Source organism: Novosphingobium sp. KA1 (assembly GCF_017309955.1).
In the GTDB taxonomy this organism is placed as follows: domain Bacteria; phylum Pseudomonadota; class Alphaproteobacteria; order Sphingomonadales; family Sphingomonadaceae; genus Novosphingobium.
Genome location: NZ_CP021248.1, coordinates 1,120,833 through 1,135,560 on the forward strand (window position 1 = coordinate 1,120,833; position 14,728 = coordinate 1,135,560).

The 14,728-nt window shown below is 65.3% G+C and carries 15 protein-coding genes and 1 riboswitch; of the genes, 10 read left to right on the forward strand and 5 right to left on the reverse strand.

Annotated features, from left to right (window positions below):
- Positions 1 to 327: 327 nt before the first annotated feature.
- Complete coding sequence (locus tag CA833_RS22835; RefSeq protein WP_242526431.1) at positions 328 to 2,229, forward strand: bifunctional diguanylate cyclase/phosphodiesterase; 1,902 nt, start codon at positions 328 to 330, stop codon at positions 2,227 to 2,229.
- A 105-nt stretch (positions 2,230 to 2,334) separates the two neighbouring features.
- Positions 2,335 to 3,666, forward strand: a complete 1,332-nt coding sequence (locus CA833_RS22840; protein ID WP_207080301.1) for an amidohydrolase family protein — start codon at positions 2,335 to 2,337, stop codon at positions 3,664 to 3,666.
- Positions 3,667 to 3,722: 56 nt separating this feature from the next.
- Here CA833_RS22840 and CA833_RS22845 read toward each other — a convergent pair whose 3' ends face one another.
- Positions 3,723 to 5,018 (reverse strand): sugar MFS transporter, encoded by a 1,296-nt coding sequence (locus CA833_RS22845; protein WP_207080302.1) that lies wholly within the window; start codon positions 5,016 to 5,018, stop codon positions 3,723 to 3,725.
- Between the two features lie 367 nt (positions 5,019 to 5,385).
- Here CA833_RS22845 and CA833_RS22850 point away from each other — a divergent pair, with 367 nt between their 5' ends.
- The 8 genes from CA833_RS22850 (at position 5,386) to CA833_RS22885 (ending at position 11,667) form a co-directional block, all read left to right on the forward strand.
- Positions 5,386 to 6,378: a LacI family DNA-binding transcriptional regulator gene (locus tag CA833_RS22850; protein ID WP_207080303.1), complete on the forward strand. Its 993-nt coding sequence runs from the start codon at positions 5,386 to 5,388 to the stop codon at positions 6,376 to 6,378.
- A gap of 74 nt (positions 6,379 to 6,452) precedes the next feature.
- The gene (locus CA833_RS22855; protein ID WP_142638643.1) at positions 6,453 to 6,782 is read left to right on the forward strand and encodes a helix-turn-helix transcriptional regulator; all 330 of its coding nucleotides are present in this window, start codon (positions 6,453 to 6,455) and stop codon (positions 6,780 to 6,782) included.
- A gap of 10 nt (positions 6,783 to 6,792) precedes the next feature.
- Positions 6,793 to 7,206 (forward strand): arsenate reductase (glutaredoxin), encoded by a 414-nt coding sequence (gene arsC, locus CA833_RS22860; RefSeq protein WP_207080304.1) that lies wholly within the window; start codon positions 6,793 to 6,795, stop codon positions 7,204 to 7,206.
- Positions 7,203 to 7,739: a GNAT family N-acetyltransferase gene (locus CA833_RS22865; RefSeq protein ID WP_207080305.1), complete on the forward strand. Its 537-nt coding sequence runs from the start codon at positions 7,203 to 7,205 to the stop codon at positions 7,737 to 7,739. The genes arsC and CA833_RS22865 overlap by 4 nt, the downstream gene beginning before the upstream one ends.
- A 4-nt stretch (positions 7,740 to 7,743) precedes the next feature.
- Entirely contained in the window at positions 7,744 to 8,775 is a 1,032-nt protein-coding gene (gene arsB, locus CA833_RS22870; RefSeq protein WP_207080306.1) for an ACR3 family arsenite efflux transporter, read from the forward strand.
- A gap of 17 nt (positions 8,776 to 8,792) precedes the next feature.
- Positions 8,793 to 9,044, forward strand: a complete 252-nt coding sequence (locus tag CA833_RS22875) for an SLC13 family permease (RefSeq protein ID WP_370584623.1) — start codon at positions 8,793 to 8,795, stop codon at positions 9,042 to 9,044.
- Positions 9,045 to 9,078: 34 nt separating this feature from the next.
- Positions 9,079 to 10,392 (forward strand): nicotinate phosphoribosyltransferase, encoded by a 1,314-nt coding sequence (gene pncB, locus CA833_RS22880; protein ID WP_207080308.1) that lies wholly within the window; start codon positions 9,079 to 9,081, stop codon positions 10,390 to 10,392.
- 57 nt (positions 10,393 to 10,449) lie between these two features.
- Positions 10,450 to 10,557: riboswitch (SAM-I-IV-variant riboswitch) on the forward strand.
- Positions 10,558 to 10,614: 57 nt separating this feature from the next.
- A complete protein-coding gene (locus CA833_RS22885; protein WP_207080309.1) occupies positions 10,615 to 11,667 on the forward strand; it encodes a low specificity L-threonine aldolase in 1,053 nt (350 codons plus the stop codon).
- 30 nt (positions 11,668 to 11,697) lie between these two features.
- Here the strand turns inward: CA833_RS22885 and CA833_RS22890 are convergent, their stop codons facing one another.
- From CA833_RS22890 to CA833_RS22905, 4 genes are all read right to left on the reverse strand, one after another.
- Positions 11,698 to 12,234 carry a hypothetical protein gene (locus CA833_RS22890; protein WP_207080310.1) on the reverse strand — a complete coding sequence of 179 codons (537 nt, stop codon included), beginning with the start codon at positions 12,232 to 12,234 and terminating at the stop codon, positions 11,698 to 11,700.
- Positions 12,235 to 12,434: 200 nt separating this feature from the next.
- Positions 12,435 to 12,704, reverse strand: coding sequence for a DUF3325 domain-containing protein (locus CA833_RS22895; protein ID WP_207080311.1), 270 nt, complete (start codon positions 12,702 to 12,704; stop codon positions 12,435 to 12,437).
- Positions 12,701 to 14,260, reverse strand: a complete 1,560-nt coding sequence (locus CA833_RS22900) for a PepSY domain-containing protein (RefSeq protein ID WP_207080312.1) — start codon at positions 14,258 to 14,260, stop codon at positions 12,701 to 12,703. The genes CA833_RS22895 and CA833_RS22900 overlap by 4 nt, the downstream gene beginning before the upstream one ends.
- On the reverse strand, positions 14,257 to 14,694 hold the full coding sequence (locus CA833_RS22905) for a hypothetical protein (protein ID WP_242526432.1): 438 nt from the start codon (positions 14,692 to 14,694) through the stop codon (positions 14,257 to 14,259). The genes CA833_RS22900 and CA833_RS22905 overlap by 4 nt, the downstream gene beginning before the upstream one ends.
- Positions 14,695 to 14,728: the final 34 nt, after the last annotated feature.

A 14,728-nucleotide genomic window follows, 5' to 3' on the forward strand; every position in this document is an offset into this window, starting at 1 on the left:
GTTAATATACTGTAAAATCACGCTGCAAAGCGATTTCGACAAAATCCGCGCATTTCGTTGTGCATTGCGACATCCCACCGCCGGTCGCGGTGTGCGCGGGAGCGGTCAATCAAGCGCTCCAATTCGATTGGGCTGCGGTGATTTATTCCCATATTTCCAAGTAAATACATGGCAATTTTTAAAGACTTGTTGGACCTGCTCACGTTACCTGCCCAGAGATTACGACTGTTATCTTATTTTTATGAAAGGGCGCATCAAATTGAGCGTCGCGTCCGCAATCGGGAACAATCTGCCTATAACGAAGATTTGACGTCAGAGGATCAAGACGTGGACAAGGAAGGCCTGCCCGACCTGCCGGTGGCGCAATTCCTGCGCCTTCGGCGGCATATCCCGCCGCTGTACGGCGTGCTGGCGGTCAACGCGGCAGCGCTCGCTTATACGCACCGTCACGTTGCACCGCCCTACCTGACGGTGGCGGTTGCCGGACTGCTCGTGCTTGCCTGTCTTCAGCGCATCTACGCCTGGACCCGCCCTATCGATCCTGCTGCGATCACCGGCGACCAGGCGCGCGCCATCATGCGCCGCACGACTGTGCTCGGCATCACGATGACGCTGGGATTCCTGATCTGGGCGCTGGCGCTCGATCAGTACGGCACGCCGGCCCAGCAGGGGCACGTGATGCTGTTCATTGCCGCCACTTTGCTGGGATGCATCTTCTGCCTCACTTATCTGCCCACAGCTGCGGTGGCGATCTCGGTGATCGCGATCGGCCTGTTCACGCTCTATTGCGTGCAGCAGGGCAGTGAGGAGCGGTTGTCGATCGCCTGCTCGACCGGCCTGATCACCATCCTCATCCTGTTTGTCGTGCGCGACTGCTTCGCCTCGTTCGTCAGTCTGGAGGAATCGCGCAGCGCCCTGATCGTCGGCCAGCGCCGGGCGGAGCGCCTCGAAGCCGACAGTGCGCGCCTGGCACGTACCGACGCGCTGACCCAATTGCCGAACCGGCGGCGATTCTTCGAGGAACTCGAGGCGTTGCTGAGCGGGGCGACGACGGAGACCCGCTTTTCGATCGGGTTGCTGGATCTCGACGGCTTCAAGCCGGTCAACGATACGCACGGCCATGCCCAGGGTGACAGGCTGCTGGCGATGATCGGGGACCGTCTGGCCGCCGTGTGCAAGGCGCACGAACCGGGCGTCAGTGTCGCAAGACTGGGGGGCGATGAATTCGGCTTCATCATCCAGGCCGAAATCGACGAGGCCTGCGACTTCATGCAAGGGGTCTGCCGGGTGGTGCAGGAGCCGGTGCCGCTGGACGGCATGCAGATCGCGGTCGGCGCCTCCGGCGGTGTCGCCGCCTATCCGCTTTCGGGCACCGATGCCAACAAGCTGTTCGACCGCGCCGACTTTGCGCTTTATCACGCCAAACGGCACCAGCGCGGCCACTGCGTGAAATTCTCCCACCTGTTCGAGCAGATCATCCGCGCCGATCAACTGGTCGAATCCGCGTTGCAAACGGCCGATCTCGCCCAGGAGATCGCGCTGGTCTTCCAGCCGATCTATGACATCCAGAGCAAGGCCGCGGTCTGCGTCGAGGCGCTTGCCCGCTGGACCTCTCCGGTCGCCGGGCCGGTTCCGCCGGAGACCCTGGTCTCGGCGGCCGAGAAGCTCGGCATCCTGCGCGTCGTCACGCTCGCGCTGTTCGACCGCGCGATTGCCGCCTGTGCGCAATTGCCCGCGCACCTCAGGGTTTCGTTCAACCTTTCCGCGGGAGACCTTGCCAATCCGGAGACGGTCGACGCGATCCTCGATGCCATGACCCGCAGCGGACAACCGGGCAGGCGGTTCATCTTCGAGATCACCGAAACCGCCCTTATCTCGAGCTTCGCAACGGCGGTGCGCGAGATCGACCGCCTGCGCGCGTCCGGCGCCAAGATCGCCCTGGATGATTTCGGCACGGGTTTTTCCAGTTTCAATTCGCTGCAGGAACTGCCGCTCGACATCCTGAAGATCGACAAGACCTTTACCGGACGGATCGAGGATCCGGCAGGGCGCCGGGTCATCCGGGGGATCCTGTCGCTGGCGCACTCGATGTCGCTGAAATGCGTGATCGAGGGGCTGGAGACCGAGGGTCAGCTGGAAGCGGCGCGCGAACTGGGGTTCCGCTACGGGCAGGGCTATTGCCTGGCACGTCCCGCCGCACTGGCCGAAATCGGCGCACGGATCGCCTGAGGAACACACAAGGCGGGGACGACCGACGGCGGTTGCCCGAAAACGAATTGACTGCGGCGAAGCGCCGGGCAACCGTGTTTTCACACTATTTCAGGGGGCTGTGCAATGAACCGGAAAACACTCTCACGCCGCGTGACGAAACTCTCGTGCAGCTTGCTGGCGCTGGCCAGCGCGATCGGTACGGCCGATGCCCGCGACGTGGTGATCCACGCCGGGCGGCTGATCGACGGCACCGGCGCGGCGCCCCGGCAGAACGTGTCGATCCTCATCACCGACCAGCGCATCACCGCGATCCAGCCCGGATTCGTGACGCCTGCAGGCGCGGAGGTGGTCGACCTTTCGGACAAGACCGTCCTGCCCGGCCTGATCGACACCCACGATCACATCACGGCCGGCTGGCATGCCGGAGACCCGATCCGCAACAGCGTGACCCGGACCAACTACCAGGATGCCATCGAGGCCACCGTGTTCACCCGCAACACGTTGCTGGCCGGGTTCACCTCGGTTCGCGATTGCGGGGCCGACACGCAGGTTGTCGTCGCGCTCAAGAAGTCGATCGAGGATGGCGTGGTGCCGGGGCCGCGCATGTGGGTGGCCGGAACCCCGCTCGGCCCGACCGGCGGCCACGGCGACGCGGTCAACGGCTTGCGGCCCGAATTTGCCGATATCCCGCATGTCAGCGACAACGTGATCGACAGTCCCGATGCCGCGCGCCTCGCCGTGCGCCGCCTGAAGCGGGAAGGGGCGGACCTCATCAAGATCATGCCCTCGGGCGGCGTCATGTCGATCGGCGACGATCCGCGTCATCAGTTGATGACCGACGACGAGATCAAGGCGGTGATCGACACCGCCCATGCGCTGGGCATGAAGGTCGCGGCCCATGCCCACGGCAAGGACGCCATCGATCACACCATCGCGCTGGGCGTCGATTCCATCGAGCACGGTTCTTATGCGGACGCGGCCAGCTACAAGCTGTTCAAGCAGCACGGGGCCTATCTGGTGCCGACGATGCTGGTCGGCGAGCGGGTCTACCAGCGGGCCAGGGAGCACCCCGAGCAGCTCAACCCGTCAACGGCGGAAAAGGCGCTCGCCATCGCGCCGCTGCTGCGCCGTAACCTGCACGATGCATATGCCGCCGGTGTGAAGATCGCGTTCGGGACGGATACCTTCGGTCTTTCGAGCCACGGCGAGAATGCCCAGGAATTCGCGCTGCTGGTCGCGGCCGGGATGACACCGATGGATGCGATCAAGACCGCGACCGGCAATGCCGCGGACCTGCTGGGCAGCGCGGATGTCGGCACGCTTCAGGCGGGGCGTTATGCCGACGTCATCGCGGTGGACGGCGATCCGCTCAGCGATGTGAAGGTACTGGAGCACGTCGGTTTCGTCATGAAGGGCGGCGCGATCGTCAAGTCCGCCGGACAGCCGCAGATCTGATCGCACGATCCCCGGTCGCCGCGCGGCGGCCGGGGATCGATGCACAGGCCGCCGGATCAGGCGGAGGCAGGGCGCCGGGCCACGATGCCGAAACCGGCAATCACCGCATAGCAGAGCGCGGGCAGCAGCAGCGCGATGCCGAGGTCGCCGCCGGTCAGGTCGGCAATGGCGCCGGTCGCCAGCGGCACCAGCGCGCCGCCGCAGATCGCGACATTGATGATGCCCGACCCATCCGCCGCGCGGGCGCCGAGCTTTTCGCAGGCCAGGCTGAAGATCGTCGGGAACATGATCGAATTCATCAGGCCGACCGCCAGCAACGCGTAACCCGAGACATTGCCCGCCGTCGTTACCGAAAGCGCCAGCAGGGCGATCGCCATGGCCGCGTTGAAGGTGAGGACCAGCGCGGGGTTGAGCACCCGCAGCACCGCAGAGCCGACAAAGCGCCCGACCATCGCGCCGCCCCAGTAGAGGCCGATCAGCTTGCCGGCGGACTGTTCGGGCAGCGCCATGACGTGGGGCTGCATGAGATAGCTGACGATCAGCGAACCGATCGAGACTTCGGCGCCGACGTAGAGGAAGATGCAAAGCGCGCCATAGGAAAAGCGCGGGCGCTTCAGCAGGTCGAAACCGGCAAAGCCGTTATGATCGCCGTGCTGTTCGGGCGGCAGGCGATTGCGGAAGGTCCAGACCGCGAGGGCGACGAGCGCGAGGGCGAGGGCAATGCCGAGGTAGCCATGGACGATCGCCTGGCTTTCCGCGCGGCGGTAGGCATCCAGCGCTTCGCCCGTGAGGTCATGGGCGGAGACCTCGGCAAGGCTGCCGAGGATCAGCACCGAACCGGCGAACGGGAACAGCGTCGTCCCGAGCGAGTTGAAGGCCTGCGCGAAAGTCAGCCGCGAACTGGTCGTTTCCGGTTTGCCCAACAGGCTGATCAGCGGATTGGCGACAACCTGGACGATGACCACGCCCGCCGCCAGCACAAAATAGGCAGCCAAAAACAGCCAGTAGGTAGCCGTCTGCGAAGCCGGAATGAAGGCGAGGCAGCCCAGGATCATGATTGCCAGCCCGGCAACCGCGCCGCGCATGTAGCCGACCTTGCGCACCAGCATCGCGCCGGGAATGCCGATTACCGCATAGGCGGTGAAAAAGCAGAACTGCACCAGCATCGCCTGCGTGTAGCCCAGCGTGAACAGTTCCTTGAGCTTGGGGATGATGACGTCGTTCAGGCTGGTGATGCCGCCGAAGATGAAGAACAGCGCCATGACAAAATAGCGCAGTTCAGGCGCGTCGACGTAGCCACCTGGCACTTCGTCGTTCGTTTCGCTCTGCGGGATAGCGGATGTAAGGGCCATGAGGGCTCGACCTGTTGCTGGCGGGCGCGTGGGACGCGCGTTTCAGGACTACGTTTCAGGAACTTATGGGAATGTCCGATGGCCTGCGTCGCCGCTGGATGCCCCCCCCGGATGAGCCGCTGCGTGGATGCCCCTCCAGGCGGTGCCTCGCCGGCGTCCGGCTTTATTCTCCCATATCGTTCTTGTTGTTGTCATCCGGGTGCAGGCATCGCTTGCGCAAGACCTGCACCCGGGTGCCAACGCTGTCGGTTTTGGAGGAGATGACAACGTTGTACCGAGCGTCTAGCCTGCATCGGCACGGGGATCAAGTCCGTCTTGATGACCACAAGCCATTCTCAGGACGACGCGAGTGTGCCACAGGTGACGGATGGCCAGTATTCGTGACGTTGCCGCCGCAGCCGGCGTTTCCATCAAGACCGTGTCCCGCGTTGTCAACAAGGCGCCGAACGTCAGCGAGGACCTGCGCAGCCGTGTGAGCGGGGCGATCGAACGTCTCGGCTATCGGCCCAATCAGTCGGCCCGGCGCCTGGCGGGAGGCCGCTCCTTCATGCTGGCGTTTCTCTACAACAATCCGACCCCCGGCTATACGTCGGCCCTCCAGGTCGGTGCGGCCAACCGGTGCCGCGAGCTTGGCTATCACCTCGTCGTCGAGCCGATGCCGCTGGACGGGCCGGAACGCTTCGAGATTCTCGACCGCCTCGTCGCCGCGCTGCGGCCTGACGGCGTGTTTCTGGCCCCGCCGCTGTCGGACGACAAGGCGCTGCTCCAGCATTTGTCCGAACTCAATCTGTCCTGTGCGCGGCTCGCCGGCTCGATCATGGCGGAAAGCTTCAACATCCCGACGCCGGAACGGGCGGCAGGGCGCATGATCGCCGACCATCTGATCGAACTTGGCCACCGGCGCATCGGCGTGATCACGCCGCCTGCCGGTCACCGGGCGGCACAGGCCCGCGTCGAGGGTTTTCGCGACGGGCTGAGCGCCGCGACGGGGCTTGCGCTAGACCCGACGTTTGTTGCCGGTGATTTTGACTTTGCCTCGGGCGAGCAGGCGGCGGGACAGCTGCTCGCCCAGGATCCGCCGCCCACGGCGATCTTCGCCACCAACGATGCGATGGCGCTCGGGGTGATGACCTGCGCCCATCGGCGCGGGCTTAGAGTGCCGGCGGACCTCTCGATCGTCGGCTTTGACGATACGTCGGCCAGCGCCACCACCTGGCCGCCGCTCACCACGGTGCGCCAGCCACTGGACGAGATGGGCAGGGCGCTGGTCGATGCGCTGGTCGGCGACGTCGACGAGGCGCCGGAGTTCCGCTTCGAACTCGTGCGGCGCGAAAGTACCGGTCCAGCTCCGGCAAGGTGACGGGCGGAGGAAAAGGCATCGAGATTAATCGATGGGTTGTTGACCGCGGGCCATGCATCGAATAATATCGATGCATGGATACCGAATCCGCGCTCTCCATGCTTGCCGCGCTAGCTCACCCGACCCGGCTCGACGCCTTTCGCCTGCTGGTCCGCAACGAGCCGGATGGCCTTGCGACCGGCGCGCTGGTCGACGCCTCGCAGCTGAGCCAGAGCACCTTTTCCAGCCATCTCGCGATCCTGGCGAAAGCCGGTCTCGTGCAATCACGCAAGCAGGGGCGCCAACAGATCCAGCGCGCCGACATCGATGCGCTGCGGGCCTTGCTGGTCTACCTGGCCCGGGATTGCTGCGAGGGGCGCACCGAGCTTTGCGCACCGCTGCTGGCCGAACTCACCTGCTGCTGATGAGGCGACCATGACCGATATCGTGATCTATCATAATCCCGACTGCGGCACCTCGCGAAACACCCTCGCCATGATCCGCGGCGCCGGCATCGAACCGCATGTCGTCGAGTACCTGAAGACGCCGCCGAGCCGCGAACTGCTGGTTCAGCTCATCGCGCGTGCCGGCATCACGCCGCGCGCTCTGCTGCGCGAGAAGGGCACTCCATTCGCGCAGTTGGGGCTGGGCGACGAAAGCCTTGCGGATGACGCGCTCATCGATGCGATGATGGAGCATCCGATCCTGATCAACCGCCCGCTGGTTGTCGCTCCGCTTGGGGTAAAACTGTGCCGGCCTTCCGAAATGGTGCTCGACCTGCTCCCCGCCGGGGCGCTACCCGCTTTCGTGAAGGAAGACGGCGAGGTCGTGGGAACCAAAGGGCGATGACGCTGTCGCTTCGCCCGGTCCGGCGCACCGACGCCGCGGCGATCGCCGAGATCTACGCCCATCACGTCCGCCATGGCACTGCGACGTATGACGTGGTGCCTCCGGGCGTAGCCGAAACCGAGGCGAAGATCCTGGCCATCACCGCGCGCGGCTGGCCCTTTCTCGTCGCCAGCCATGGGTCCGAACTGGTCGGCTATGCCTATGCCGCGCAGTTCCGTGACCGGCCCGCTTATGCCTATGCCTGCGAGGACAGCATCTACGTGGCCCATGACCGGCGTGGCGGCGGTATCGGCAAGGCCTTGCTGACAGGGTTGCTGGCGGCGGCCGAGGCCCACGGCTTTCGCTGCATGGTCGCGGTCATCGGCGGCGGCGAGCCTGCTTCGGTCGCGCTGCACGCGGCATGTGGTTTCGAGCACGCCGGGCGGCTGACCGGCATGGGCTGGAAGGCCGGGCGCTGGCTCGACACGGTTTATATGCAAATCGCGCTAGGGGAGGGCACCGGCTCGGCCCCCGACAATTCAACGATGGAATGATCGCATGTCGCTGTTCGAACGCTATCTTTCGCTGTGGGTGGCACTGTGCATCGTTGCCGGGATCACGCTTGGTCATCTGGCGCCAGCGGCATTCGCGGCCATCGCCGCGATGGAAGTGGCCAGGGTCAATCTCGTCGTTGCCGTGCTGATCTGGCTGATGATCGTGCCGATGCTCCTGCGGGTCGACTTCGGCGCGCTGCACAGCGTGCGCCGGCACTGGCGCGGCATCGGCGTGACACTGCTGGTGAACTGGGCGATCAAGCCGTTCTCGATGGCGCTGCTGGGGACAGCTTTCCTCGGCTATCTCTTTGCGCCGTTGCTGCCGGCCGGAGCCTCGTCGTCCTACATTGCCGGGCTGATCCTGCTGGCCGCGGCACCCTGCACGGCGATGGTATTCGTCTGGTCCAACCTCGTCGACGGAGAGCCGAACTACACCTTGAGCCAGGTCGCGCTGAACGACCTCATCATGGTCATTGCTTTTGCGCCGCTGGTCGGCCTGCTGCTCGGGGTCGCCTCGATAACGGTGCCCTGGAACACGCTGATGCTGTCCGTGGGCCTCTACATCGTGGTTCCGGTGCTTGTTTCGCAGGTGCTGCGCCGCGCCCTGCTGCGTGGTGGAGGTGCCCGCCTGGATCGTTTTCTCTCGGCGGTCGGACCGTTCAGCCTGGCCAGCCTCCTGCTGACCCTGGTCCTGCTGTTCGGTTTCCAGGGAGAGCAGATCGTGCGGCAGCCGCTGGTCATCGTGCTCATCGCGGTTCCGATCCTGTTTCAGGTCTATCTTAATGCCGGAATTGCCTACGGGCTCAGTCGGCGTCTGGGCGTGGACTGGTGCGTCGCCGGGCCATCGGCACTGATCGGCGCATCGAACTTCTTCGAACTGGCCGTCGCGGCAGCGATCAGCCTGTTCGGGCTCGGCTCCGGCGCGGCCCTGGCCACCGTGGTTGGCGTCCTGGTGGAAGTGCCTGTGATGCTGTCCATCGTCGCCATGGTGAAGCGCACGCGCCCCTGGTACGAGCGCGGTGTCACCGCAGGGTGAGCGTCATTTAACATAAGATATATTATCAGTTCAATCCCGCCGCCTTTACCGGAGCGGCCGTGGTCATTGCCGCCTTGCGTCTTCTCCACGCCGGGGAAATCTACGCTTCCATCGACTGGAGCGTGATCGTCCTGCTCGCCGCGATGATCCCGGACGGTCAGAGCTTCAAGCATAGCGGCGCCGCCGCCATCGCCGCTCAGTCGCACGCGTCGTGGGCTGCATGGCGTTCGACGTGGGCGAACTCTCTCCTTGCACCGCAGGGTTCATGACGGCAGACGCGCAGATCAGCCTTCAGGAGCTTGCATGAACGTCACCGATATCGCCAAGCGTACCTACGATCACGGATGGCGCCTCGATCCGATCGTCCGCAGCCTGCTGGACACAGACTTCTACAAGCTGCTGATGTTGCAGATGATCCGTCATCTCCATGATGACGTACAGGCCACCTTCTCGCTGGTGAACCGCACGCGCACCGTGCGTCTGGCCGATGTGATCGACGAGCAGGAACTGCGCGACCAGCTCGATCACGCGCGGACGCTGCGCTTTTCCAAGAAGGAGCTGATCTGGCTGGCGGGCAACAGCTTCTACGGCAAGGCGCGCATGTTCGCGCCGGACTTCATCGCCTGGCTCGCCGATTTCCAGTTGCCTGAATACGAATTGCGCAAGGTCGACGGCCAGTTCGAACTGCGCTTTCCCGGCCCCTGGACCCACACCACGATGTGGGAGATCCCCGCGCTCGCCATCGTCAACGAACTGCGCTCGCGCGCGGTCCTGAAAGGGCGCGGACGCTTCGAGCTCGATGTGCTCTACGCCCGCGCCAAGGCCCGGCTCTGGGACAAGGTGGAACGCCTGCGCGCCCTGCCCGACCTTGCCATCAGCGATTTCGGCACCCGGCGGCGTCATGGCTTCCTGTGGCAACGCTGGTGCGTGGAGGCGCTCAAGGAAGGGCTTGGCGACCGGCTCATCGGCACCTCCAACGTGCTGCTGGCGATGGACAACGACCTTGAGGCGACCGGCACCAATGCCCATGAACTGCCCATGGTCCTGGCCGCGCTCGCCGGGCGCGGCGGGAACGACGCGGCTATTGCCGAGGCGCCTTACCAGGTTCTCGAAGAGTGGCGTGCCCATTACGACGGCAACCTGCTGGTCGCCCTGCCCGATGCCTTCGGCACCGCGTCGTTCCTGCGCAACGCCCCCGACTGGGTCGCCGACTGGACCGGCTTCCGCCCCGACAGCATGCCGCCGATCGAGGCGGGCGAACAGATCATCGCCTGGTGGCAGGAACGCGGCCGCGACCCGCGCGAGAAGCTGCTGATCTTTTCCGACGGCATGGACATCGAAACCATCGAGCGGACCTATCACCACTTCCATGGCCGGGTGCGCATGAGCTTTGGCTGGGGGACCAATCTCACCAACGATTTCCGCGGCTGCGATCCGGCCGGCGGTGCCGGTCTCGAACCGATCTCGCTGGTCGCCAAGGTAATGCAGGTTGATGGAGAGCCAGCGGTGAAGCTGTCGGACAACCCTGCCAAGGCCACCGGCACGGCGGCGGAAGTCGCACGTTACCTGCGCATCTTCGGCCAGGAAGGGATGAACGCCCGCACCCCCGAAGTGTGACCTTTTGCCGCGGCGGGATCGGTTCTTGACCGCCCCGCCGCCTGCTTCTATTGGCGCGTTCAGCATCAAGAGTCGGGCCGACGTCCGACACCAACCTGCCTACCGGGCAAGGTGGTGCCTCCAGCAAGGAGGGATGTGGCCGAACCGGCAACAAAACGGGTTTCCTGCGCCACATTTCGTTCGTTCTTGCGCCCTGCTCCGCCTGAGCATGGGAAGACGCACGTGAACCGAGTACAGCAATTCGCCAGTGACAATTACGCCGGGATCTGTCCCGAGGCGCTTGAGGCCATGACGCTCGCCAATGCCGGTTCGGCGACGGCCTATGGCGAGGACGAGTGGACCCAGAAGGCCGCCGATGCCTTCCGCACGCTGTTCGCCAGCGATTGCGACGTCTATTTCGTGTTCAACGGCACCGCCGCCAACTCGCTCGCGCTCGCCTCGCTCTGCCAGTCCTATCACGGCGTGATCTGTTCCTCCTCGGCCCACGTCGAGACCGACGAATGCGGCGCGCCGGAGTTTTTCTCGAACGGCTCCAAACTGCTGCTGGCGCCTTCGGACAACGGCAAGATCACGCCCGAGGCGATCCGCGCGCTGGCGACCGGCCGCTCGGACATCCACTTCCCCAAGGCCCGCGTGGTGACGATCACGCAGCCCACCGAAACCGGGCTTGTCTATTCGATCGAGGAAGTGCGCGCGATTTCGGCGGTGTGCCGCGAACTGGGCCTCAAGCTGCACATGGACGGAGCGCGGTTTGCCCATGCCTGCGCGAGCCTCGGCTGCTCGCCCGCCGAGATCACCTGGCAGGCAGGCGTTGACGTGCTGTGCTTTGGCGGCACCAAGAACGGCATGGCGGTAGGCGATGCCGTGATCTTCTTCGACCGCGCTCTGGCCGAGGACTTTTCCTATCGCTGCAAGCAGGCCGGCCAGCTCGCCTCGAAGATGCGTTACCTTTCGGCGCCCTGGGTCGGCATGCTGGAAAGCGGAGCCTGGCTGCGCAATGCCGCGCATGGCAATGCCTGCGCCGCCTCGCTTGCCGCGCAAGTGGCCGATCTGCCCGACATCGACCTGATCTTCCCGGCCGAGGCCAACGCCGTGTTCCTCAGCGCGCCCGAGGCAGTCCTCGCCGAACTGCGCGGGCGTGGCTGGCGCTTCTACACCTTCATCGGCGGCGGCGCGCGGTTCATGTTCGCATGGGATGCGATGCCGGAAGTGGTGAACGACCTTGCCGCAGACATTCGTGCCGCCAGCGCCCTTGCAGGTCGGCGCGCCGCCTGAGTCGGAACGGGTCGCGGAGCCGTCGCTGCGTCAGGTGGCGGCTCCGCGCGCCAATGCGGCCAGCACGTGGCCCGGCACGGTATAGACCGCCTGGCGCTGCGCGCCGCGGTTGCAATGATCCACCCGGTATCCCTGGTAATGGCGCTTCACCAGCCCCGCCTTGACCAGTTCCGATACCGCACGGCTGACCGCCGTCATGCCCGAAATGCGCACCCGGTCGGCCACCTCGCATTCCACCATGCGCTCGGCTTCCTGCATATCGGCAGGCAGCATGCCTCGCGATGCAAGGTCGCGCCGGACCGCTTCGATGGTCGCCTTGCGGTAATGGTGACGGGCTGCACTGGGCGCGATGGCAGCGGAGAGCCATTCTCGGATAGGCACCAGGTGTTCGCCGTCCCGGACCAGCGGGCCCGCAGCCCCGCCCCTGCCCGCGACCCGCGCGATGAGGTCAAGCACCATGAAGGTGTAGCGCGGGCGGGCGGAGTGATCGGCGATCGTGCGCATGATCCCGGGCAGGTCCAGTCCGCGGTCGACCGGCAATGGCTGCGTGAACGGCAATTCCAACATGGAACGAATCAAGCACAGATGCGAATCGCTGTGAATCCACAATCGGCGTCTTGCGCTAATTCCGGGTGAATTTTTCCATCTATGGCACTTTACCCTCATGTCACTTTGCCGGTGGAGGCTGGTAAAGTGACATGAGTGTCATCGGGTGCCCACGCAGGGGCGCAAGGGCTTTCGATGCGCCGGGGAAGACGCTTGCGTCCTTACCGGCGGCGCCAGTGAAGCAACGCAATGGTGAGCCACGCCCCCACGGAGAGATGCGCGAAACAGGCGACCGATCCGTATCCTCCCCCCAGGGCCGTAACATCGACCGCGAAGGCTGAAACAAGCAGCACCCATCCCGAAATCCGCGCCGCGGTCGCCTGCCGCGCCGCCAGCGTCCGCCCGACCAGATCGCGCTGATGCCGCGTCATCGAGAGGGCGAGCGCGGAGAAGCCGCCGAGCGCCAGCAGGATTGCCGTGAAATGGATCATGCCTCTACGGCCTTGCTGCTTGCTCTTTTGCGTCGCGGGGCCGCTTCTGCCTGGGCGCTTGCGCTCCAGCGCCGGGTGAGTTTCAGGGCGGCAGCGCCAAAGGCAAATGCCAGCGCGGCCATGACCAGATCGAAACCGACAAACAGCCAGTCACCGTGCAGGACGTCGAACGGGAAACCACGCGAAGTCGTCAGCGCGTTCACCACAGGCACCGCCCCGAAGAACCCGGCCGCCAGCCACAGTCCCTCGATCCAGGCCCGGCGGGGCGGGCGAACCACGGCCCAGAGCAGCACGCCGAGCCAGACGAGGAACATCGTGTGCACTTCCCAGTCCGCCCGCGCCGCGAGTCCGGTCGGAAGCAGCCGGTTGGCGAGGAAATAGGCGGCGATGCCGGAACCAAGTCCGGCAATGGCGGCGACATTCAGACGCTCGACGAGGCGGAAGCCGAAATGCGGATGCTCGGGATCGGGCAGCCGCTGGCGGCGCTTCACCGTCCATAGCACCAGGCCGCTGCCCACCATGATCGTGCCGGCAATGCCGCTCAGGAAATAGAGCCAGCGCAGGCCAAGCTGCGCAAAACGTCCCGCGTGCAGACCGATCATCACGCTTTCGGTTCGCACCGCAGGGCCCGGAGCCGGGCTGCCGCCGATCTGCCGCCCCTGCACGTCGAACACCAGCACTTCCCCGCGCGAGCCGAGTGCATCCTTCGAGGCGCGGGTGAGTTCGATGGTCGCGGCCGCGTCGCCGGGATTGGTGACGCGCACGATCCCCACCTCGCGTCCGCCCCATGCCGCCGCGGCGCGGTGCATCAGCGGCGCCAGTTCGGGCAGGGACGCGGGCTTTCCGGCAGCGACACCGTCGTGCGAGGTGCCGAAGACCGCCTCCTGGAACGTCGCGGGCGCGGCATAGTTCGCCAGCACACCCCAGGGCATGTACATCGAGGCCAGCGTGACGAGGCCGGTGAAGGTGATCATCGCATGGAACGGCAGGGCCAGCACGGCGCTGACATTGTGCGCATCGAGCCATGAACGCTGGCCCTTGCCGAAGCGCAGCATGAAGAAGTCCGCGAAGATCTTCTTGTGGGTGATGACGCCCGAAATGATTGCCACCAACATCAGCATTGCCGCGATGCCGACAAGATAGCGCGCCCAGATCACCGGCAGGTAATGGAGGTCGAAGTGGAAGCGGTAGAGGAAATAGCCGCCGCGCGTCTCGCGCACGGTCACTTCCCTGCCCTGCTCGTCGACCACCGCCTCGCGGTAACCGCTGCCGTCGGCAGGCTGCCAGAACAACTGGGTGGTGGCACTGCGCCCGTTGGGCAGCGTCATGTACCAGTAGCCCGCCCCGGCGGCGTTCCTTTCAAGATAGCGCGCCGCGCCTTGCGCCGACGCCACCGGATCCGCCGCCCTGGTAATCTCGGGCTGCATCCAGCGGGTGATCTCGTCCTGGAAATAGGCGGAGGTGCCGGTCGCGAACATGGCGAAAAGCAGCCAGCCCAGCACCAGTCCGGTCCAGGTATGGACCAGCGCCATCGATTGCCGCAGGCTTTCCCTCACAATCGGCCTCCTGCCTCCAGCGAGAGCCACAACCAGCCCCCCATGGCGGCAGTCGCCAGCACGAACCCGGTCCACAGCCGGGCGATCGAGCGGACCGAGAACACCACGATCGCCAGCACTGCAAACACCGCGAAGGACAGCAGCGTGGCGGATTCGCTGGCCTCGACCGGCGGCACGCCCAGTCCTTGCGCCAGAAGGCGTGCGAGTGTTGCCGTCGCCAGCGATGTCAGCAGGTAATTGGCGGGAATGGCTGCGAGCAACCGCGCCGCAAGATTGCCGCGGCTGATACCTTTTGCAGCCTTCTGCCTTGGCAAGGGACTGATCCTGTCGGAATGGGCCATCTCGGTGAGGGTCATCGCGAAGCGCGCGGCCGGGCTACCGACGGGATCGGCAGGAGGTGCCGGTAGGCGCGAGCCGAAACGGTCGGGACGCATGGCGGCATTTGGAGACACTCCCGATCTGGCCCAG

What these genes read in the sequence shown, in the direction of transcription:
- CA833_RS22840 (WP_207080301.1), top strand. Translation starts at nt 2,335, where the DNA reads ATGAACCGGAAAACACTCTCACGCCGCGTGACGAAACTCTCGTGCAGC.
- CA833_RS22845 (WP_207080302.1), bottom strand. Translation starts at nt 5,018, where the DNA reads ATGGCCCTTACATCCGCTATCCCGCAGAGCGAAACGAACGACGAAGTG.
- CA833_RS22850 (WP_207080303.1), top strand. Translation starts at nt 5,386, where the DNA reads ATGGCCAGTATTCGTGACGTTGCCGCCGCAGCCGGCGTTTCCATCAAG.
- CA833_RS22855 (WP_142638643.1), top strand. Translation starts at nt 6,453, where the DNA reads ATGGATACCGAATCCGCGCTCTCCATGCTTGCCGCGCTAGCTCACCCG.
- arsC (WP_207080304.1), top strand. Translation starts at nt 6,793, where the DNA reads ATGACCGATATCGTGATCTATCATAATCCCGACTGCGGCACCTCGCGA.
- CA833_RS22865 (WP_207080305.1), top strand. Translation starts at nt 7,203, where the DNA reads ATGACGCTGTCGCTTCGCCCGGTCCGGCGCACCGACGCCGCGGCGATC.
- arsB (WP_207080306.1), top strand. Translation starts at nt 7,744, where the DNA reads ATGTCGCTGTTCGAACGCTATCTTTCGCTGTGGGTGGCACTGTGCATC.
- pncB (WP_207080308.1), top strand. Translation starts at nt 9,079, where the DNA reads ATGAACGTCACCGATATCGCCAAGCGTACCTACGATCACGGATGGCGC.
- CA833_RS22890 (WP_207080310.1), bottom strand. Translation starts at nt 12,234, where the DNA reads ATGTTGGAATTGCCGTTCACGCAGCCATTGCCGGTCGACCGCGGACTG.
- CA833_RS22895 (WP_207080311.1), bottom strand. Translation starts at nt 12,704, where the DNA reads ATGATCCATTTCACGGCAATCCTGCTGGCGCTCGGCGGCTTCTCCGCG.
- CA833_RS22905 (WP_242526432.1), bottom strand. Translation starts at nt 14,694, where the DNA reads ATGCGTCCCGACCGTTTCGGCTCGCGCCTACCGGCACCTCCTGCCGAT.